The organism is Chlorogloea sp. CCALA 695 (assembly GCF_003003885.1).
In the GTDB taxonomy this organism is placed as follows: Bacteria; Cyanobacteriota; Cyanobacteriia; order Cyanobacteriales; family Chroococcidiopsidaceae; genus Aliterella.
The window spans coordinates 1-21,537 of sequence record NZ_PVWN01000015.1; the positions used below are offsets into that span (position 1 = coordinate 1).

General features: G+C 43.9%; 15 protein-coding genes and 1 pseudogene. 7 read left to right on the forward strand and 9 right to left on the reverse strand.

Translation table 11 applies throughout. The annotated features are described in order from the left end of the window. The 3 genes and pseudogenes from C7B70_RS10240 to C7B70_RS10250 all read right to left on the reverse strand — a co-directional run. Nucleotides 1-812, reverse strand: a pseudogene (locus C7B70_RS10240) (reverse transcriptase N-terminal domain-containing protein); the annotation flags it as partial. Nucleotides 813-1,049: 237 nt separating this feature from the next. Continuing rightward, nucleotides 1,050-2,501 carry a pitrilysin family protein gene (locus C7B70_RS10245; protein WP_199192183.1) on the reverse strand — a complete coding sequence of 484 codons (1,452 nt, stop codon included), beginning with the start codon at nucleotides 2,499-2,501 and terminating at the stop codon, nucleotides 1,050-1,052. Between the two features lie 20 nt (nucleotides 2,502-2,521). Then, nucleotides 2,522-4,090 carry a M16 family metallopeptidase gene (locus C7B70_RS10250; protein WP_369831848.1) on the reverse strand — a complete coding sequence of 523 codons (1,569 nt, stop codon included), beginning with the start codon at nucleotides 4,088-4,090 and terminating at the stop codon, nucleotides 2,522-2,524. A gap of 255 nt (nucleotides 4,091-4,345) precedes the next feature. Between C7B70_RS10250 and C7B70_RS10255 the strand changes: the two genes are divergently transcribed. The 6 genes from C7B70_RS10255 to galK all read left to right on the forward strand — a co-directional run bounded on the left by C7B70_RS10255 (nucleotide 4,346) and on the right by galK (nucleotide 12,547). After that, nucleotides 4,346-5,665, forward strand: coding sequence for an aminopeptidase P family protein (locus C7B70_RS10255; RefSeq protein ID WP_199192178.1), 1,320 nt, complete (start codon nucleotides 4,346-4,348; stop codon nucleotides 5,663-5,665). Next, nucleotides 5,655-7,394, forward strand: coding sequence for an FAD-dependent oxidoreductase (locus C7B70_RS10260; RefSeq protein WP_106368952.1), 1,740 nt, complete (start codon nucleotides 5,655-5,657; stop codon nucleotides 7,392-7,394). Before C7B70_RS10255 ends, C7B70_RS10260 begins: the two co-directional genes overlap by 11 nt. 65 nt (nucleotides 7,395-7,459) lie before the next feature. After that, complete coding sequence (locus C7B70_RS10265) at nucleotides 7,460-9,370, forward strand: glycoside hydrolase family 2 protein (RefSeq protein WP_106368953.1); 1,911 nt, start codon at nucleotides 7,460-7,462, stop codon at nucleotides 9,368-9,370. Continuing rightward, complete coding sequence (gene galT / locus C7B70_RS10270; RefSeq protein WP_233220883.1) at nucleotides 9,300-10,397, forward strand: galactose-1-phosphate uridylyltransferase; 1,098 nt, start codon at nucleotides 9,300-9,302, stop codon at nucleotides 10,395-10,397. The genes C7B70_RS10265 and galT overlap by 71 nt, the downstream gene beginning before the upstream one ends. Then, the gene (locus tag C7B70_RS10275; protein ID WP_106368955.1) at nucleotides 10,394-11,479 is read left to right on the forward strand and encodes a Xaa-Pro peptidase family protein; all 1,086 of its coding nucleotides are present in this window, start codon (nucleotides 10,394-10,396) and stop codon (nucleotides 11,477-11,479) included. The genes galT and C7B70_RS10275 overlap by 4 nt, the downstream gene beginning before the upstream one ends. A gap of 3 nt (nucleotides 11,480-11,482) precedes the next feature. Further along, nucleotides 11,483-12,547, forward strand: a complete 1,065-nt coding sequence (gene galK, locus C7B70_RS10280) for a galactokinase (RefSeq protein WP_106368956.1) — start codon at nucleotides 11,483-11,485, stop codon at nucleotides 12,545-12,547. 57 nt (nucleotides 12,548-12,604) lie between these two features. On the opposite strand, the gene C7B70_RS10285 is transcribed toward galK, so the two are convergent. The 6 genes from C7B70_RS10285 to C7B70_RS10310 all read right to left on the reverse strand — a co-directional run bounded on the left by C7B70_RS10285 (nucleotide 12,605) and on the right by C7B70_RS10310 (nucleotide 20,354). Then, nucleotides 12,605-13,591, reverse strand: a complete 987-nt coding sequence (locus C7B70_RS10285; RefSeq protein ID WP_106368957.1) for a glycoside hydrolase family 43 protein — start codon at nucleotides 13,589-13,591, stop codon at nucleotides 12,605-12,607. Beyond that, nucleotides 13,591-14,397: a phytanoyl-CoA dioxygenase family protein gene (locus tag C7B70_RS10290; protein ID WP_106368958.1), complete on the reverse strand. Its 807-nt coding sequence runs from the start codon at nucleotides 14,395-14,397 to the stop codon at nucleotides 13,591-13,593. Before C7B70_RS10290 ends, C7B70_RS10285 begins: the two co-directional genes overlap by 1 nt. Before the next feature lie 166 nt (nucleotides 14,398-14,563). Beyond that, nucleotides 14,564-16,756 (reverse strand): family 1 glycosylhydrolase, encoded by a 2,193-nt coding sequence (locus C7B70_RS10295; protein WP_106368959.1) that lies wholly within the window; start codon nucleotides 16,754-16,756, stop codon nucleotides 14,564-14,566. A 68-nt stretch (nucleotides 16,757-16,824) separates the two neighbouring features. Beyond that, on the reverse strand, nucleotides 16,825-19,242 hold the full coding sequence (gene glf / locus C7B70_RS10300; protein WP_106368960.1) for a UDP-galactopyranose mutase: 2,418 nt from the start codon (nucleotides 19,240-19,242) through the stop codon (nucleotides 16,825-16,827). 464 nt (nucleotides 19,243-19,706) lie between these two features. Beyond that, nucleotides 19,707-19,949, reverse strand: coding sequence for a ChaB family protein (locus tag C7B70_RS10305; protein WP_106369025.1), 243 nt, complete (start codon nucleotides 19,947-19,949; stop codon nucleotides 19,707-19,709). 174 nt (nucleotides 19,950-20,123) lie between these two features. Beyond that, a complete protein-coding gene (locus C7B70_RS10310) occupies nucleotides 20,124-20,354 on the reverse strand; it encodes a hypothetical protein (protein WP_106368961.1) in 231 nt (76 codons plus the stop codon). Between the two features lie 412 nt (nucleotides 20,355-20,766). On the opposite strand from C7B70_RS10310, the gene C7B70_RS10315 reads away from it, so the two are divergent. Beyond that, on the forward strand, nucleotides 20,767-21,330 hold the full coding sequence (locus C7B70_RS10315) for a Uma2 family endonuclease (RefSeq protein WP_106368962.1): 564 nt from the start codon (nucleotides 20,767-20,769) through the stop codon (nucleotides 21,328-21,330). The last annotated feature ends 207 nt before the right edge of the window (nucleotides 21,331-21,537 follow it).

Sequence of the window (21,537 nt, forward strand, 5' to 3'; positions counted from 1 at the left end):
CAGACTTTACGTCTGCGTATCTGACCAGTGAAATCGATTTAAGTTTATCTCGTAGTCCTAAAGTATGACCACGACTATCTCTCATCTCGAATTTTGGGGCTAAATCCCTAATCAATTCCTCCATACCATGTAAGGCAATATTTGCAAGTAAAGGTGATATCACCCCGCCTTGTGGTGTGCCTTTAGTGGTGGGGAACAACTCATTCCCATCCATAACGCCAGCTTTTAACCAAGCTCGGATTTGTTTTTGCAGGGTTGGATAGGTATTTAATTTCTTGAGAAGTACATTGTGATTAATACGATCAAAGCATTTGCTAATATCAGCATCCAGTACGAATCTGGATTTTTGACTAATAACACAGAATATTGCTTCAATCGCATCGTGGCAAGAGCGCCCAGGGCGAAACCCATAAGAATTAGGTTCAAAACGCGCCTCCCATTCCGGTTCTAACCCCAGTTTGATTAGCTCTCTTCTTGGCTCGGTCGTGCATTGTGGGTATTCCTAAAGGTCTTTTTTCTTCTGTGCCAGGTTTGGGTATCCAAACTCGGCGCGTTGGTTTTACCTTATTGCTCAGTGTCAGTTTATCTATCAAGGCGAAACGTTGCTTTGGGGTCAGCGATTTAATGCCATCCACACCTGCCGTTTTTTTACCTTGATTGTCCTGAGTGACCCGACGAACCGATAATGCTTTTGCTGCCCATGAGCTTATCAACAATTTCTGAAGCCTGCGAACTAATTTAACGTTGCCACGATTAGACGCTTGGAATATCCTCTTTTGCAGCTTAAAGACGCTACGCTCTAGCTTTTGCAGTAGTTAAGGAGTTATTCGTACTTTATAGTTGCCGCCTTTCGGGTTTGCGTAATTATAAAAAACAAATAGGGGAAAGTTTAAGGAGATCGCCTCATTGTCAGAAGTTATCAAAAAATTGAGCCAAATTTACAAGAAAATATCAAGTGTTTGGTTTTTTAGACATACAGCGAGAGTGTTAGAGGTAGGTTTACCCTTGTGCCAATCAAGGGTATTGCAGATAGTGCGATCGCCCAAAATCTATTTCATGACTACAGGTTTTGCGCCAGGAATAGTCACATCTATCGGTGTTACTTGAGTATTCAGCCCATCTAAGGGCGGTTGAATCGCTGTAGTATTGCCGACAACCAACGTGACAAGATTTTCGGGTTTGAGATAGGTTTTCGCTACTCTTTGGACATCCGCCGCCGTTGTTGCTTCTACACCGCGCTGATAGCGAAAGATAAAATCTGCCGGGTAGCCGTAATATTCGTAACGCATCAGTCGAGACAATGTTTGGGCTGGATCTTCAAAATTAAAGACAAAAGAGTTTAATTTTGTTTCCTTGGCATAAGCAAGTTCTGCTGGGGTGACAAGTTTAGCCTTTAAGCTTTCAATTTCCTCGCCAATTGCTTTAATAAAAGGTACGGTAGCATCAGAGCGAGTTTGTCCGCCAGCGAGGAAAGTTCCCGGATAATCGTAATTGGGACTCCAGACACCGTAAACAGTATAAGCAAGTCCTTGACGCGATCGCACGGAATTAAATAATCGTCCGCCAAAACCATTTAATACCCCACTTAGCACATCTAACGCCGCATAATCTGGGCTATCTAGCTTTCCGCCTAAGTGACCAATTTGTACGTAGCTTTGGGTAAGTTGCGGCTGATTGACAACAAAAACACCGCCTGTTTTTGCTTGAGAAACTGCGGGTAAAGTGGGCTTAACTAGCTTGGGGTTAGCTTTCCAATTTCCTAAGTTTTTTTGAATCAGCGATCGCATTTGAGCGGAGTTAAAGTCGCCTACAATCCCCAAAATCATATTATTGGGGTGAAAATACTTTTGATAAAACCCGATTAAATCCTCGCGGGAAATATTATCGATAGTTGCATACTCCACTGTACGAGCATAAGGACTAGCATCGCCATACAGCAACTTTTGAAACTCTCGATCTGCTATACCTTCAGGATCGTCATTGCGCCTAGCAATCCCGCCGCGTGCTTGAGTTTTGGCTAATTCTAGCTGTTGTGCGTCAAAAACGGGGGTTTTTAATACTTCGCTAAATAACTCAAATACTGTGGGCAAATCTTCACTTAAAGCACTAAAACTTGCACTACCCGAAGTTGTACTAATGCCCGTTTCGACACTAGCAGCCCTTTGTTCGAGTAGCTGATTGAGTTCATCGGGAGAATGCTTTGTAGTACCACCAGTACGCATTACTGTACCTGTAAGCCCTGCTAAACCTATCTTATCAGCACTTTCAAAGCGATCGCCTGTGCGAATTAGCGCCGTACCGCCTATTAAAGGCAATTCTCGATCTTCTAACAAGTACACAATTATGCCATTATCCATTACGAATCGCTCGTACTTGGGCAACTTTATTTCTGGTAAGGGTGCAAACTTCAACTCGTCGTAATGTTGCGCGGTGGCTGCCATACTAGGCAAACCTAGCAATACAACAAGTAGCATTGAGACGAAGGCGATCGCCAATTTGATAGATAATTTCATATTTTCCTTTAATTCTCTTTTGGCAACAAACGCCCAATTGTGCGATTTTCTGGCTTAAAAGTAGCTACAGCGACTCTCTGCACCTCCGCCGCCGTTACTGCGTTTAAACGCTCCAATTCTTTAAATAAATTGCGCCAGGAGCCAGTTTTTACTTCGTATTCCATCAACAACTGAGCCATGCCAGAATTAGAATCAAGACTTCGCAATAATCCTGCTTTTGCTTGGGTTTTGACCCGATCTAACTCTATAGCTGATACTGGCTCTGTTTTCAACTTCTCAATTTCTGCTCTTAATCCTGTCGCCAATTCGTCCACCGTCCGATTAGGCGCAGTTAGAGCATAAAACAGCATCAAATTCGGGTATTTGTCCCCAGGAAAACCGCTAAATCCTTGAGCGTTGAGGGCTAATTGCTGCTTTTCTACCAAAGAGCTATATAGCCTGGAAGTTCTCCCATCACTTAGCAAACTGCCAATTAGTCCATAAATTACATTATCTGGGCTAGTAATTGCTGGGCGGTGGTAAGCTTCTAAATACCAAGGCTGGGAAGGCAACTTTAATTCAACTTCTCTAACTTCTGTTTGTTTGGGTTCTACAACTTTGAGGAGAGGTGGTGAAGGTTTGGCTTTGAAGCGTCCAAAGTAAGCTTGAGCAAGTTCTTTTACTTGTTTTGGGTCAACGTCTCCCACAAGAGCGATCGTAATATTGCTGGGAACGTAATAAGTATCAAAGAATTGTTGCACATCTTGGCGCGTCAAATTGCGGATATCTTGCTCGTAACCAATGGTGGGACGCTTGTATGGATGAACAGTGTAAGCTTTGTCTAGCAACGCCTCAATCATTTTACCAATGGGAGAATTATCTACCCGCAATCTTCTTTCTTCCAAAATTACATCTTTTTCTTTGTAAAACTCCCTAAATACTGGCTCTAAAAATCGTTCTGATTCTAGGGACATCCAAAGTTTTAACTTATTGGAAGGAAAGCTATAAAAATAGCGCGTAGCTTCCACAGAAGTAGTGGCATTTAAGCCTACTCCGCCAGCTTGCAACACAATTTGCCCTAATTCATTTTGCTTAACTAATTTCAGGGCCTCAGCTTGTACTTTGTCAAACTCTGCTTGCAAAGCTGGTATTTTATCGCCACCTGCTTTGATTTGCTCTGCTAAAGTATCTAAACGGTTAAGTAAAGGTTTTTCAGCTTTATAGTTTTTCGTCCCGATACGTTGCGTACCTTTAAATGCTAAGTGTTCGAGAAAGTGAGCTACGCCAGTTTTTCCCGTTGGCTCATCGGCTCCACCGACATCGGCGTAAGTCAAAAAAGATACTACTGGCGCTTGGTGGCGCTCTAAAATCAAAAATTTCATCCCATTATCTAGGCGAAACTCAGTTAATTTATCGGCAACACGATCGAAGTACGGTGTAATGGACTTATTAACTTTGGGTGGAGTTTCGGTAAGGGCAAATGCTGTCCCTGGAAATAACCCGCAGCCTAGCATCGTGACTACGAGCAAGGCAATTAAAAGCCGATACCATGTGTAAGGCATAAATAACGGACGAGAACGACTAATCAGCTGACTCATAAGTAAAAGTTTGCAGTACGATGTAACAATAAAATCTGTTAAATGCGGCGACCTTAGCGCCGTAGGAGAATGCTACAAAAGCATTGGGTAATCTAAACATACAATTATATTCCAGCTTTCAACCGTAGAAAAACCAGGAATTGGTGGGTTAGGGGGGCAAACCCCCTGCAAAATGTCTGTCAATAAATCCGCTAGGTTTTGGCAAGACTCATTTTGTAAGTGTTTTAGTAGAGATAAGTAATAATAATAAGAAAATTGATTGATACTTTACGCGATCGCAGACAAAAATTAGCTAAACTAATTGACTTTCCCGTTATTCTTTGGTCGGGTAAAAGTTCAGCGCGTAATTTTGCTGCCAATACTTTCCCTTTTCGCGCTAGTAGCCATTTTCTCTACTTTGCAGGGCTGAATCTAGAAAATGCGGCAATTCGTCTAGAAAATGGCAGTTTAGAGTTGTTTATGGACGATCCGCCTAGTAGTAATACTCTATGGCATGGCGAAACCCCGAAACGCGAGGAAATAGCTGCAACTATTGGCGCAGATTTTGCTTACCCTTTTGCCAAGTTAAGACAATGTACTTATAAAGCTGCCACAATTCCTGTACAAGATATTGTTACTCGCCAACAACAAGACAAATGGTTACAACGTAAGGCTAGTTTAGAAGGTGTCGATCTAAAGTTAGCAAGTGCGATCGCCCAATTGCGTCTATCTCACGATGAATCAGCTATAGCCGAAATTAAACAAGCAGCCCAAGTAACTGTAAAAGCCCACTGGGCCGGGATAGCAGCAACTAAAAACGCCAAAACAGAGGCAGAAGTCCGCGCGGCAATGGAGCAGGTAATATTAGGTAATAATATGACTTGTGCTTATTCTAGTATCGTTACCGTGCGCGGCGAAGTTCTCCATAACAATCATTACCTCAATAAATTATCTGCTGGAGATTTACTCTTAGCAGATGTAGGGGCAGAAACCTCTAATGGCTGGGCTTCAGATGTAACCCGCACTTGGGCAGTTTCGGGTAAATTCTCCCCCACCCAAAAAGATATCTATGATGTGGTACTAGCGGCGCACGATGCTTGTATTGCGGCAATTTCTCCGGGAGTGGAATATCAAGGAATTCATTTGCTGGCGGCGAAAGTAATTGCTCAAGGATTGGTAAATTTGGGCATTTTACGCGGAAATCCAGAGGATTTAGTTGCAATGGATGCTCACGCGCTGTTTTTCCCTCACGGTGTCGGGCATCTGCTAGGCTTGGATGTTCACGATATGGAAGACTTGGGAGATATAGCAGGTTACGAAACAGGACGGAAAAGAAGCGATCGCTTTGGGTTATGCTATTTACGTCTGAATCGCCCTCTATGTCCCAATATGATAGTTACAATTGAACCTGGTTTCTATCAAGTACCCGCAATCCTAAATAACCCCGAAACTCGCACCAAATACAAAGATGCCGTCAATTGGCAACAGTTAAATAAATTTGCCGATGTACGCGGGATTCGCATTGAAGACGATGTATTAGTCACAACCCAAGGTAGCGAAGTATTAACAGCCCAATTGTCTACCAATGCAGAATGAATTAATCTCCTGTGATGTTTTAGTTGTCGGCAGTGGTACAGGCGGAACATCCGCAGCAATTCAAGCGGCGAGAAGTGGGGCTAAGACTATCCTTGTCAGCGAATTTGAGTGGCTAGGCGGAATGCTAACTTCTGCGGGGGTAGCTGCCCCTGATGGCAACGAATTACAAGCTTTTCAAACTGGGCTTTGGGGTGAATTTTTACAGCAGTTGCAACAAAAACAAATAGGCGGATTAAACAATAGTTGGGTAAGTTTTTTTAGCTACAATCCCCGCCTGGGTGCAGAAATATTTGCAGACTGGGTAAAAGAATTACCACTTTTACAATGGATTGCGGGAAGCGTACCTTTAGAAGTTATCAAGAATGGTAATGCAATTACTGGGGTAAGATTTGCTGATTTTACCGTTAAAGCCAAGATTACCTTAGATGCTACTGAGCTTGGAGACTTACTAGCATTAGCCGAAATTCCCTATCGTTGGGGTTGGGAATTACAAGCCCAATGGGGCGAAGTTAGTGCGCCAATTGCCGAAAATGAATTAACTAAAACATACCCAATTCAAGCGCCTACTTGGGTAGTAATTATGCAAGAATTTGAAAGTGCGATCGCCCCCAAAATTCCCGCACCCCCAAATTACAACCCCACAAAGTATACTGACGCTTGGGCAGACTACGGGCAAACAGAATTTTTAAACTACGGACGATTGCCAGGTAATCTATTTATGATTAACTGGCCCAAGCATGGTAATGATTACGCCGAAGACGTAAAACGTCTAATTGAATCAGAAACATCGCAACAGCAATTTTTGCAACAAAGCCTTTGGCATACCCAAGGTTTCGCTCACTTTATTCAATCTCAATTCGGGCGTAAATACGGGCTGGCAACGAATATTTTTTCTGTTAACGGCGGTGCTTATGCCATACATCCTTACTACCGCGAAAGTCGCCGTTTAGTAGGAATAAATACCATTATAGAGCAAGATATTTTACCTATATCTGGGGGAAATGTCGCCCAGTTACAACCGGAAAGCGTTGCTATAGGCAACTACGCTAACGATCATCATTACCCTGGTGTAGACTTTCCCCTCCAGTCTAAATCTATCCGTTGGGGAGGACGCTGGACAGGTACACCCTTTACTATTCCTTATAGTTGCCTTGTACCAGTGGAAACCGATGGTTTATTAGCCTGTGAAAAAAATATATCTGTTTCTCATGTCGCTAATGGTGCAACTAGGCTACAACCTGTAGTCATGAATATTGGGCAAGCGGCGGGAATGGCGGCGGCGCTGTGTGTTGAATTGGGCTGTCAGCCGCGAGACTTGCCTATAAGTAAACTACAAAATGCCTTATTGCAAGCAAAAACTTCTATTATTCCCTTATTCAATTTGCCGCCAAATCATCCCGATTGGTTGTACTGGCAACGCTATTATTTAGAGCATCTTGAAGCTTATCCTATTAGCGGCAACTGCCCTTGTAATCAAAGTCCCTTATCTCCCTTAGCACCTGATTCTCGCATCTTTGAGGGCATCTTCAACCGCCGTAGCGACCAAGATTATACGCTGACCTTAACGGAATCAATGCAGACATGGCAATTAGTAACAATGCGATCGCACATCAACGAACAATTACAAATCTGCCCCGATAATCAACCTCTCAAAGTTTGGGGAACTCTCAACCACTCAGGAAAATGGTTATTAGTGGAAGACCTAACACTTTTCATGACTAGGAAGTAAATTAATTTTTAAGAAAAAGAGACAATAGAGAAAAGTAAGAGTTTTAGAGAAGGGTAAAAATATTAATGAACTCGTCAAGACCGGAAAATGTCTGTGGTGGAGTAGCTCGTCAGTCTGAAACTAGAGCTATTATTCCTCAATTAGCGTCAGCCTATCCACGTCCGCAACTACAACGCTGCAACTGGATAAATCTTAATGGTTTGTGGAAGTTCGCCTATGACGATGAGGGGCAATATACTTCGCCTTTAGATATTTCTGAGTGGAGTCACTGTATTGAAGTCCCATTTGCGCCGGAATCAATCAAAAGTGGGATTGGTAACACGGGTTTTCATCCCAACTGTTGGTACGAGCGCGAATTTGAACTATTTAAAGACGATCGCGTACTGCTTCATTTTGGCGCAGTAGATTATTGCGCGCGCGTGTGGGTCAACGGTCAATTTATGGCGGTGCATGAAGGTGGATATACGCCTTTTACTATTGATATTACCTCTGTTTTAAATGAGAGCGGCAGGCAGCGTGTTACAGTCTGGGCGCAAGACGACCCCCAAGACTTAGCCAAACCGCGCGGTAAACAAGATTGGCAGTTAGAACCTCATAGTATTTGGTATCCACGTACTAGCGGCATTTGGCAGACTGTATGGCTAGAGCGCGTAGGAAAAACCTACATTGATCGCCTTTGTTGGACTCCCCAATTTGAGCGGTGGGAAATTGGCTTTGAAGCTTTTATCGCCGGACAACAGCATGATATTCAAGTCAGTGTCAAACTGAGCGTTGGCGACCAATTGCTTGTAAATGATCGCTACGATGTGTTTAACGGAGAATTGCACCGCCGGATCACCCTTTCTGACCCAGGGATTGATGACTACCGCAACGAATTATTGTGGTCGCCAGAAAAGCCAACATTAATTGATGCCCATATTCAACTATGGGATAAAAATAATAATTTACTAGATGAAGTCTATTCCTACACGGCAATGCGGACAGTAGGCATACAGCGCGATCGCTTTATGCTCAATGGGCGACCTTATTATTTACGGCTAGTTTTAGATCAAGGCTATTGGAGCGACACCCTGATAACTGCACCCTCTGATCAGGCGTTGCGGCACGATGTAGAATTAGTAAAAAGTATGGGTTTTAATGGTGTCCGTAAGCACCAAAAAATTGAAGATCCTCGTTTCTTGTATTGGGCAGATGTTTTAGGATTGTTGGTTTGGGAAGAAATGCCCAGCGCCTACCGTTTCACGCCCACCGCCGTAGAGCGCATTACCCGCGAGTGGACGGAGGTAATTAAGCGCGATGCTAGTCATCCGTGCATTGTGGTCTGGGTTCCCTTTAATGAATCTTGGGGAGTGCCTAACTTGGTTGAAACAGCAGCGCACCGCAACTACGTTTTGGCGCTGTATCACTTAACTAAAACTTTAGACTCAACGCGGCTAGTAATTGGCAACGATGGTTGGGAAAGTACCGATACTGACATTATTGCCATCCATGACTACAACAACAAACCGCAGCAATTATTGAAACGCTACGGTGAGGATGTAAAGTTAACCGACTTATTGGATCGTCAGCGTCCGGGGGGGCGCGTACTGACGCTTGATGGCTATCCCCATCACGGACAGCCTGTGATGCTAACAGAATTTGGCGGTATAGCCTACGCCCAACCCTTAGAAAACATTAATACTGATAAAATTTGGGGATACGTGCGCTCTAACGATATCTCCGAACTACAAACGAGGTACGAGGCACTGTTAGGGGCAATCAACAAAATAGAGATGTTTAGCGGCTTTTGCTATACCCAGCTTACGGATACTTTCCAAGAAGCTAACGGCTTATTGTATAGCGATCGCACGCCGAAGTTTCCGATTTCTGCGATCGCTGCGGCAACTAAAGGAGAAGTGGAGGAGGATGATGTATTTCCAGGAACTTTTAAAACCGGATGGGCGCAAGCTGACTCTATACAGTCGCTCCCCGATTGACGAAGGGATTATTGCACCTAGTCCTAGTAATGAAACTGTCGCCGCCAACCCACATTTGCGCTGGCATCCTTTACGTGGCGAATGGGTAGCTTACGCTAGTCACCGTCAGGGGCGGACTTTTATGCCCCCGCCTCAGTACAATCCTTTAGCACCTACAACCGACCCTCAGTTTCCTACGGAACTTCCCCAGGGGCGCTATGACATAGCTGTGTTTGATAATCGCTTTCCGTCCATGATAGTAGAATCGCACAATCCGCCAGCCTCTATTGTCGAGACGTTACCCGCTAATGGGACTTGTGAAGTAGTGGTATTTACTCAAGATCCCGAAACTGCTCTTGCCTACTTGGAACTAGATCGGTTAGATTTACTTTTGCAAGTGTGGGGCGATCGCACTTGCAAAGCACCGCCGCAGATTCAGTACGTTTTGCCCTTTGAAAATCGCGGCGTAGAAGTAGGGGTGACTTTACACCATCCTCACGGGCAAATATACTCATATCCTTTTGTACCACCAGTTCCAGCGCGGATGTTGGAGTGTCAGTTGGCTTATTACCAGCAGCATCAGAGTTCGTTGTTGCCAGATTTGATTCAAAAGGAAATAGCCGCAAACGAGCGGATTATCTATCTTGATGAATATGCGATCGCTTTTGTGCCTGTATGCGCCCGTTACCCTTACGAAGTATGGATTGCGCCCATTGCCCCTGTTGCCACATTTAACGATCTCAGCGCAGAACAACGTTTCGCCCTTGCCAAAGCACTTAAAACTGTAACTCTTAAATATGACGGTTTGTGGAATCGCCCTTTTCCTTATTTAATGGCATGGTTTCAAGCGCCTATTGATGGTAATCCGCATCCAGAATTTCAGTTACACGCTGAGTTTTACCCGCCGCTAAGGACAAAAGATCGGCTCAAGTACCTAGCGGGAACTGAACTCGCCGCAGGAATGTTTGCTAGTGACACGCTACCAGAAGAGAAGGCAAAGGAACTACAAGCGGTAGTTGTCAATCTTGAAACGCCAGTAAAATTATGAATGCTGAAGTTGCTGCCAAACTAGAGTTAATTCGTCAAGTCTTAGTTAGCGCCGAGGTTGCGGGTGTTCGTCTTAAAGGAACAGATTGGTTTGCTTGGGTAACGGCGGGTGCTGATAGTGCTGTGCTGCTAACGGTCGAAACGGGAGTAGCAGAAGTATTAGTTACTGCCCAAGATGCTTGGGTATTGACGGATGAAATTGAAGCGCAACGCTTGCAGGATGAAGAGTTACCCGCAAATTTTCAACTGCACGTCAATCCTTGGGCTGATGGTGCTATGCGCGAAACATTTGTGCGCGAGGCTACTAATGGGGGTAAAGTATGTAGCGATCGCCCTACTATTGCTGAAACTGTTTTACCTGACTTACTTGTAAACTATAAACGGGTAATGATGCAGGGCGAACTAGAACGCTATCGTCAAGTAGGGCGAAAAGCAAGCGCAGCAATGACGGAGGTGTTATCTAATGCCAAGCCTACTTGGACAGAATATCAACTAGCCGGGGCGGGTGCGGAAGCATTGTGGGCGCGGGGGTTGCATCCAGCTTTGACATTGGTAGCAGGAGAAAGGCGTTTACCTCTGTATCGTCATGCTACTCCTAGTAATGAGGCAATTTCTCAATCAGCGATGATGGTATTTTGCGCTAGAGGTTACGGCTTGTATGCCAATCTCACAAGGTTTGTGTATTTTGGGAAGAAAGACGAATATTCCCAGTTGCACCAACACATCCGAGAAATTGAAGCCCAAGCATTGAACTCGTGCAAACCTGGCGTAGCACTCAACGTAGTTTACCAAGAATTAAAACAAGCCTATGAACAGCATGGGTATTTGCAAGCTATCCGCGAACACCATCAAGGCGGAACTTGCGGCTATTTAGCTAGAGAAATTGTTGCCAATCCTACTACTTGCGATACTTTGACAGCAAACATGGCTGTAGCGTGGAATCCAAGTTTACCGGGAGCAAAAATTGAGGATACCTTTGTCATTTTGGCAGATGGCAAGCTAGAAAATCTCACTTTCGATCCAAATTTTCCTAGTGTAGAAATAGCAGGGAGAATGCGCCCTGTTCCTTTAGAAATTAATTAAGTTATGAATTTTCAACAAATATTTGGGACAACGCCAGAAGTTGAAGCCACCGCACCAGGACGAGTAAATCTGCTGGGCGAACACACTGATTATAATGATGGGTTTGTATTGCCTATTGCTATACCCCAACGCACAAAAGTAGAGCTAGGTTTGAGCCAAGATACCCAATACCATTTTTATTCTCAAGAATTAGAGGAAATGGTAAGTGTTGCTAGTAAAAGTCTTACTCCTGAAGGATTTGCAAGTTATATATTTGGCTGCATCCAACTTTTAGCAAAACAAGGCTACAAAATCCCGGCTATAAACCTGTACGTCACTTCTACTGTACCAATCGGTGTAGGCTTATCTAGCAGCGCGGCTTTAGAAGTTGCAACCCTAAAAGGATTACGCAGTCTGCTTAATCTCCCGATTGATGATGTTCAAATTGCCCAAATCGGACAACAAGCAGAAATTCAGTATGCGGGGTTAAATTGCGGCATTATGGATCAAATGGCATCTAGTCTAGCTGGTACTCATTCGATGCTATTTCTAGACACTCGCACCCTCGAACGTCGCACCCTGGAATTACCCGCAGGCGGAGAGATTTTAGTAATAGATAGTGGTGTAAATCACGCTCTAGCAGCAGGTAGCGGCTACAATCAACGTCGGGTCGAGTGCGAGGAGGCGGCGCGGCTTTTGGGAGTAAAAGCGCTGAGAGATATTACTAATCCCCAAGTTGCTCAATCATTGCCCGAACCACTTTGTCGCCGCGCTCGTCATGTAATTACGGAAAATAACCGCGTACTAGAGGCGATTTCTGGAATCTCTATCAGCCGCTTTGGCGAACTGATGAATGCTTCTCACGCTAGTCAACGCGATGATTATGAGGTGTCTGTACCTGCCGTAGATGCCTTGGCAGACATTTTACAAAGAACTCCGGCTGTATATGGCGCTCGTTTAACTGGTGGCGGTTTTGGTGGTGCTTGTGTTGCTTTGATAGCAGAGGGAAAAAGTGCGATCGCAACCGATGTCCTCAGACAGTACAACGAATTAGGTTATAGCGGACAAGTGTTAGTTGCTGCTAAGTAAAGTTGTGTATATATATGGTGTAATTACTGATTCTGGTTTTTGTTTGATTACTTCTGGCTACCCTGATATTTGTTGTTGTGTCCAGGTCGGTCCCTGGCAGCGAGGACCTTCTTCTGTCCAGAGCAACCGATCGATGCACATCCGGCGTGCCTTCATTTCCTTATCCCAGGCATGATAGATCATATAGTCCTGACCATCAAGGCTCACTGCCATCGAATTATGTCCAGGACCTAATACGTAGCCAGAAATTGAGCGCAGCACTCGCGGTCCCGATTGGTTTCCGGCATCGGAATAGGGACCCATCACCTGCTCGGCAACTCCATAATCAACCCCGTAACTCTCCGTTTCCCAACGCCCACCACTGTAAAAGCAGTAGTATCGGTTTTCGTGTTTGCGAATACAGGGTCCTTCTAAGGTATGCCAATCGTAGACAGCACCATACATGGGACGATTAGCTAAAAACCTTTGCCAATCATGCTTAGCACGTAAAACAACTCTAGTTTCCCCCGCTAATTTCGTCATCGTCAGCAGACGATCTACTACCAGTGCCGTTCCTGCCCGAACCCCATCTTCGGTATTCAAGAAATCCTGGGCGTAGAAAAGATACCACTGCCCGTCATCGTCCTGGAAAGGGCTAGGATCGATCGCAAACGGACAAGTTTCGGGATCGACCAATGGCTCACCCACATCCTGATACGGGCCTAAAGGTTCAAGACTACTGGCAACCCGTAGCTGATGGTTTTTATCCTCATGCCCAACGGAATAGTAAAGGTAGAAAGTACCATCGTGGTAAGCAATTTCCGGGGCCCAAAAGTTATCTCCCAGTGCAGGATCGGGACGCAGCAAAGCGTTTCCGGCAAACTGCCAGTTGAATAAATCATCCGACTTTAGCAGGGGAAAGACTCGCTGCTCGTGGCTCTCATCTACCTGCCCTGCGGCTTCTGCTGTACCTGTCCCGATTGCGTAATAGACACCCTGATGCTGCCAAACAAAGGGATCGGCAAAGTAATCTGGATAAACTGGATTAGTATAATGTGTTGACATCAATACTGGAAGTTGACGTAGGTTTCTGTTGCCTCATTGGGCAACTGCTCCACGGTTTGACACCGAAGTAACTGCTGAAGTTCAGGCGATAAGCCATTATAGTAATCCTGCTCAAGAGTTAAATCTACCTTGTGGGTATGAAGCCAGTGCATGACGTAACCCATCACAATCATCGGGCGTGGCTGCGGTGTGCGGTTAGGGGTTCCTCGATGCAGTGCTAGGGGCGATCGCACCATCACATCTCCAGGCTGCATTAAAAACTGCTCCATGGCAATTTCCCCTGCCCCAATTTTGACTAATCCCTCCTCACGTTGCATTAGGTGAGTTCCTCGCGCCATCTCAAACGGGCTATTTTCAGCAGTCACTTCTACCAAGGGAAAATTAACTGCTAGGGCATAGAGCGGCGTGACAATGCGATCGCAAAACAATGGACGGAAATCACGATGGATTTCCTGATACTGGGATCCTTGCATGGGGATGTCTACCCCTAGCTGAACTAGCTTGTATTCTTGATAAAATACGCGATTGAGTACGCCCAAAATGGTCGGGTTGGCAAACACTGCCGGATTATTAAAGGGAGCCACCCAAGGCATTGTGACATAGCCGCGAGCAGTCCCTCTGGGAGCTACTCCACCTGGCCTGTGCAACCGCTCTTGAAATAAAGCATCAAAAGAAGTCGCCCAATCTTCAATCAGTTTTCGCTCAAATAGTCCGTGAATTACACAAATTCCGTCTCGATTTAGCTCTTCTGCAAACCGATCTAAATCAACTTCTGTAAAGTTTGCAGTACCTAGACTATGAACCATCTTGCTGCCTGCTCCAATTTGGAATCTTGGGGCTACATTTTGCTTTTTACTAGGGCAAAATGTAGCCTAATGTACTATCTCTATTTTCCCCAAATTTAGACACAAAATAGCACTCTGCGTGTCAACTCTTTAAAAATTTCAATTTCTTTTAGTAGCTTAACAGAAGCTACTCAAGCGCTCTTTGCTGGAGATAACGAGCGATCGCATTATCAAGTACAGGCATTAATAAGCCTCGATTGCTGCCAAGTACGCTATAAGTAGGGCGTTGAGCCATAAGTCCAAGTTCTTGTGTAGGACGAGTAATTATTTTACTTGTATCTACACCAGCCTGTTTTGCGGCTAAGATTGCTAAATCTGCCCAAGAAACCGCCCCAAGATTGGCTAAATGCCATAACCCACACTCGCCATCAATAAATAAATCTAAGCTGGCGTGAACTAAATCGGGAACGTAGGTAGGCGAAACAATGTCATCGGCAGCAATAAAAGTTTTCCCCGCCGCTAACTCGCGCAATGCTATGGTGACGAAGTTGTAGTCATCCCAAGGGCTGAAAAATGCACTGGTGCGGACTACTAGCGATGCAGGATTGTTTGTTAAAACTTTCTCCTCAGCGATTACTTTACTGCGCCCGTACACATTTAAAGGTGCAACAGTATCGCTTTCGGTGTAAGGAGTCGATAAACTGCCATCAAATACTAAGTCTGAAGAAAATGTCAGCAAGGGAATTTCTCGCTTGGCACAAGCAGCAGCAAGAATTGCTGCCCCTTCAGCGTTTGCAAGCAAACAAGCATCTACTTCGCGTTCAGCATCGTCTACGCGGACATATCCAGCAGCATTAACAACTGCCCAAGGATTAATTTCGCTCAAAGCCGCGTCTACCGATGCAGGGTTAGTAATATCTATCTGTTGACGCGATAGCAAGCGATACAAAATACCCCGCTCGTCGCACAACCTGGCAAAAGCTTGTCCTAGCGTTCCTGTGGCTCCCACTATAGCCACTGGCTTCGGTATTAGTGAGGAGCGAATATTTTTGTTTGGTGCTTGCTCTAAAATGCAACTTACAGGCGGGTACAATAACCGCTCTTGCCGATGCCACCAGCCCGGTGTAGCTAGTAATGGATGGTTTGGTTCAATGCCTTGGGCTAAATCTGCGATCGCCCGTGCCAGGGCTGTAGGACGTGGATGAGGCGATCGCAAATCAAATACACCTGGTTCGTAATATCCATCAAAGCGCGTCAGCAAGCTATTCCAATCGTATGCACCTAAAAGCGACCAAGCAGTAATAGCGCGTACATCTACACCTTTTTGCCTTTGCTCGTTTGCTAAATGCCAAACCTCATATAACCACCGCAATTGTTCTTCACGGGTGCAGCCAAGATGTACCTCAGTTACAGCCAATGGCAACCTGTAGCGCTGCCACGCAGATTGTAGCAATGTACCTACTCCTGCCGTACCTTCAGCGCAAACTCTAACAGCCTCTACATCTGCGTATGCCTGCTTTCCGTTGCCGCCATGAGCCGATTTTGGGTAGCGCTCTAAACGTTCGTCTATAAAGCGATCGCTTGTTAGGTAATGATTAATCCCCATAATATCGGGGGGACAAGGATTGTCTAAAAACCAATTTAGTTCATCTTCTGTAATGCCAGCCGAACGTAAGTAATCCCAGGTTGGGCGATCGCAATTCAATCGTCCGCACAGCAAATCAAAACTCAACCAACGCCGTTCGTTTTCTAGTTCTGCTTGATACGCTAATAAAGGTGTACTAAAAACATGACCCAAATCGTCAGTTTGCACCAATTGGGCGCTGGGGTTGACTTCCCGGATTGCTTGCATCGATAGAGTGATCGCGCGGCACTGATTTAGCAAAACACGGGCAAAAGTTAAGTCGTCCGTGCCGTGAGGATACCAGTGTCCGTACAAACCGCTAAATCGGGCTGTAGTCAGAGGTTCGTTTACAGGCGTGTAATGACTTATCCAAGGGTAGCGCTGTGCAACCATCCCGGCAAAAGTAGCTAGTTTTTCTGGAAATGCCGGATCGACCAAGCTAGTATATCTAGGGCCGCTACCGTGATGGACTAAACCGACAATCGGACGCATACCCAATTCTTGCAGCTTCTTTAGCCGTTCGTCCGCCCACAACCAATTAGGTTCATCTAAGCTATCAGGTGCAGTCCGCTCCCACAGTACAGGGTAACGTATGGCACTTATCCCCAGTTCGGCAAATAAGTCTAGGTCTTCTAGGCGCGTAGCATGACCATTGCGCTCTAACTGGTCGCTATATTCGTCACCTACTCGATTAACTGTACACTCCACACCAGCCCAAATTTCCAAAGGCGGAGTAATTAACGACTTTGAACTCATCGATATCCTCTTATTTACAAAAATCGGTTAAAGGGTTGCTTCAAATCCTCTAACCTTTCCCTTTCTCTCTAACGCCCTACTACCTTGCTACTGATTTGCTTGTAAACCGTCAAAGCTTGAGCGACAACTTGATCCATGTTGTAATACTTGTAAGTTGCCAGCCTGCCGACAAAATGCACGTTAGCAGTGTCATCAGCTAAAGCTTTGTATTTTTTGTAAACTTCCGCATTCTCAGGACGCGGTACAGGATAGTAAGGATCGCCTTCCTCGCGGGGAAACTCGTAAACAATGCTGGTTTTGTTGTGTTCTTGTCCTGTCAAGTATTTGAACTCGGTGATGCGAGTATAAAGTTGTTCATTGGGATAGTTAATTACTGGCGCTGATTGATGAACAGCAGTATTGTGGGTTTCGTGTTTGAACTCCAGCGAACGATAGGGCAACTTGCCGTAGCGAAAATCAAAAAACTCATCAACGGGCCCTGAATAAATCGTTTCCCGACAAGGAATAGCCTTCTCAATCTCCCGATAATCGGTATTGAGCATAATTTTGATATTCGGGTGCGACAACATATTCTCAAACATCCGCGTATAACCATGCAAAGGCATTGCTTGGTAAGTATCGGTAAAATAGCGATCGTCTCGGTTGGTGCGAGTAGGAACGCGCGCAGTTACCGATCTATCTAATTCTGATGGATCTAAGCCCCATTGCTTGCGCGTGTAGTTGCGAAAGAATTTTTCGTATAATTCCCTACCCACTTTGCTAACGACAACATCCTCGGAAGTTAGGATTTGTTCTTTATGTTCAGCTACAGATGCAAAAAATTCCTCAACTTGAAATGAATTGAGCGATAGCCCGTAGAGCTTATTAATTGTGTCGAGATTAATCGGAATTGGTACGAGTTGACCGTCTACACTAGCTAAAACGCGATGCTCGTAACTGCGCCACTGCGTAAATTGCGATAAGTGTTCAAAGACTTCGCGGCTATTGGTATGAAAGATGTGGGGTCCGTACTTGTGAACGAGAATGCCTGCATTGTCGTAATGGTCGTAAGCATTGCCACCGATGTGCGATCGCTTATCAACAATTAGCACTTTTTTCCCCAACTGATTTGCTAACCTTTCGGCAAGTACACTGCCCGAAAAACCCGCTCCTACTATCAGATAATCAAACAAATATTCTCTAGTAATAATGCTGGGCGGCTCAATTGTGGGCGAATGAGTCTTATCTGGTTCGCGCGTTGCTAAAGACGATTCTATCAGTTGCATCATTGCTGCCCAACTGCGATCCCAAGAAATCTGTTCTAAAAAAGTATCAACGCGCGATCGCCACCCCGATGCTGTCAAGTCTTCTTTTAATAGCTTTTCTATCGCCGCCACAAAATCGCTAACATTATCGGCAATCTCTACTAAGTTCTCTTGCCCATAAGGACGCACTACGTCACGAATTGAAGTAGATACTACAGGCTTACCTGCGGCTAAATACTCAGGAGTTTTAGTTGGACTAATAAACCGGGTTGACTCATTACGAGCAAAGGGTAGCATAGCCACGTCCCACCCCGCTAAATAAGCTGGTAGCTCTTGATAGTCTTTGCTACCGAGATAATGAATATTCTCGCCTTGGGGTAACATTGCACTGTCAATTTTTACTACTGGCCCAATCATTACCAAGTGCACATCCGGTCTAGCGGCGGCAATTCCAGCTAATAGTTCCAGATCCATCCGCTCGTCTATTACTCCATAAAATCCTAAGCGCGGATACGGAATGTTTGCTTGATCTGCTGGTTCTTGACTCACATTTCTTGCTTGGGCAAAGTGAGCTACATCTACACTGCTAGGAAACGAGTAAACGTTGGGATGACAGTCTCGTTTGGCTTCATATAGACTTTGCCCCCCTGTAAATACTAAGTCTGCACGGCGAAACAACTGGGCTTCATTGTTTTTAAGAGTAGGCGATGCGCCTTTAAAAGCCGATAATTCATCCATGCAATCGTACACAATTGCCAAAGGTTGCAAATGCCCCGTAAAAGCTAAAGCCATCGGCGTATAGTACCAGCAGATATACTGCTCAATTTGGTACTGGGCAAATAATTCATCAATTAGTAACTTTTGGGCGCTGGCAACTTCTTCAACACTCAAAGCTTCCGGCAAATGTGGCACTATTACCACTACTCCGCTCTCGTGAGAACTAATATCAAGTCGTCCTACTGGCTCGTTGCTCAATATCGGTTCTTCAATAAAAAATACTCGCCTTCCTTGAGCGCATCGGCTAAGTAAATGTTGAGGTCTTTGGAAAACAAAATTCCACCGCAAATGAGATAAACAAACTAAATCTGGCGCAGTTGTAAGAGTTTTTCTTGCTTGATTTTCTTGCTTAAAGGCGGATGTTTGGGATGATTCAGATATGGCAACTAGGCAATCTTCCTGAACTTTTGCTGTCCCCACTTTGTTACCACCGTTATTGTTTATTTCTGTTTTCTGTCGCGGCATAGTTTGTCTTAACCAGTTATTTGTCGATTTAACTTTGACGAGGTTTTCCTAAAATTTTGTCAACAAAATTTTAGGATTCTATAACCAAATTTTTAGTGTATTGATGCAAGAACAGCAAAAAAATGCCTGAAAATTAAGCAGGTAGAGTTATATCGCTATAGTAGAGAATACTACTAAAATCTACTTATAAACTTTTTCTAGCAGTTAGGTATGACTAAGTTTTGGTATGATGAGAAGCATACCAAAGTTTTTTTAGTGATGCATCTTCCACGGGAGAGAGAAATTTAGTAAATATGTAATAGTTACTATATAAAAAACTTTAATAAGTTTAAATATGGCTAATAAGTTTAACTGCATCTAGCTAATATTTTTCAAGTTTATAAACAAAAAAAGAGCTATTTAACAAGATAGCTCTCCTTCTAAACTAAAAGTTTATAGACTAGGTTGGCACTTGGTAATAAAGATTAGTTGCCACCAGATTGAACAGATTTATTGTGAATATTAGTATCTTCTGGCTTTAGCTTCCATTCACCAGTGTTAGTTTGTTCATAGTTGTCTTTAAGACTATTCCATCCCACACTAAGAGCAGCTTGTTCGCTCATACCATCTTCTTTCGCGCTATTAAAAGCAGCCAGAAACATTTGTTGAGCGTGTTCGGGAAGTTGTTTAATTTCTGGAGATAATTCCGACGATTGACTCTGAGACATAAACTTAGTCCTACAATCTAAAGTAAGAATCAATTTAACAAACTATCTTTAAAGTTTCCTCTTTCTATATCATTAGGATAAACTCTTGACCTATGAGTCTTAAGTATTAGCAATAAATAAAATTAGTTGTAGTAAGCAATACACAAAACAAAGTAAAAAATAGTCCCTTATGCTTCAATTGACGTAGTGATTTTTTATTTGCATCCTTTGAGCTTCTTCCCAAGGAATCCATACTGTAAGCAAATCTTCTTCTACAAATCCTCTTCTACAAGAATTCGTAGCAAAATCTACCAGCACTTTGACAGTTGGCATATAAGCAGTGTTAACCATCTGATGCCCGTAACCAATGACTTTTCCTAAATTACCCGTATTTTGATTAAATACATAGTCGCCAATGTTAAACATAGGAATTTTGCGATCGCATAGCTTAGGTTCTGCTCTTAAATTATAAATAGACTGAATTTAATATCTTCCTCTTAAAGATAGTTATGATATATTCAGTAATCTATCTAAAGATAAAAAAGATTAATAAAGTTTGTAGCACTGAATACAAACAACGGTGTTGAGTCAAATCCTATCCCCGGCTTGAATAATCGTTTAGGTAGCGAAGAAATCGTACATAAACGAGCAACTATAAATATGTACCGATAACCAACCTCTCAAAGTTTGGGCAAATCTCAACCACTCAGGAAAATGGTTATTAGTTTAAGGAATTGAGTAACATTGCTCTCTTTCTAAGGATGCTGCCTATATCAGCGATAAGATTCCCTAAATGCTTATCGTTATACTAAAGACTAATTAAGCGCCAAGATAGACAATGAGTGCTGCACTAACTCAAAAAATTGCCCTTGATGAATTTCTAAAGCTGCCATATTTAGATGAGTCTCCAGCATGGGAGTATGCTGAGGGGGTGGCAATTCAAAAGCCAATGCCTAAATTCCGACACTCTGTTTTGCAAAAGCAGCTATTAATTACCATTGATACGAGTAGCGACAACTACACCGCATTACCTGAATTACGATGTACTTTTGCTGAACGCTCTGTTGTCCCCGATATCTTCGTAATTGCCTGGAATCGTGTACAAGTTAATGATAAGGGCGAACCAGAAGATAATTTTTTAGAAGCTCCTGACTGGGCAATCGAAATTCTTTCACCTGACCAAAAAGCAACTCGTGTAATCGATAACATCCTCCATTGCCTGCATTATGGTTGCAAATTAGGGTGGCTTGTAGATCCAGATGATCGCTCTATCTTGACTTTTGCTGCCCAACAAGAACCTAATATTTACAGAGGCGGAGTCCCAATTCCCACATTACCAGAAGTTAATTTAAAACTTACCGCTTCCCAAATCTTTGCTTGGCTAAAAGTAAATAAAGCTTAAGATTTCGGAAATTGTCTATGTTTGCAGTGTATTTACTTAGGACACTAACAAAACTGGCTGAAAATCACCCCCACCAAATTCAAATAGTTCGATTATGGTAGTAATAATCTCATTGTTAGAATAGAGCTTTAACACTTCTTTTCCCCACCAAACCGCTAGTCGGGTGTATATTCGATACAAATACCACGACAAAAGTAGTGGTAATTA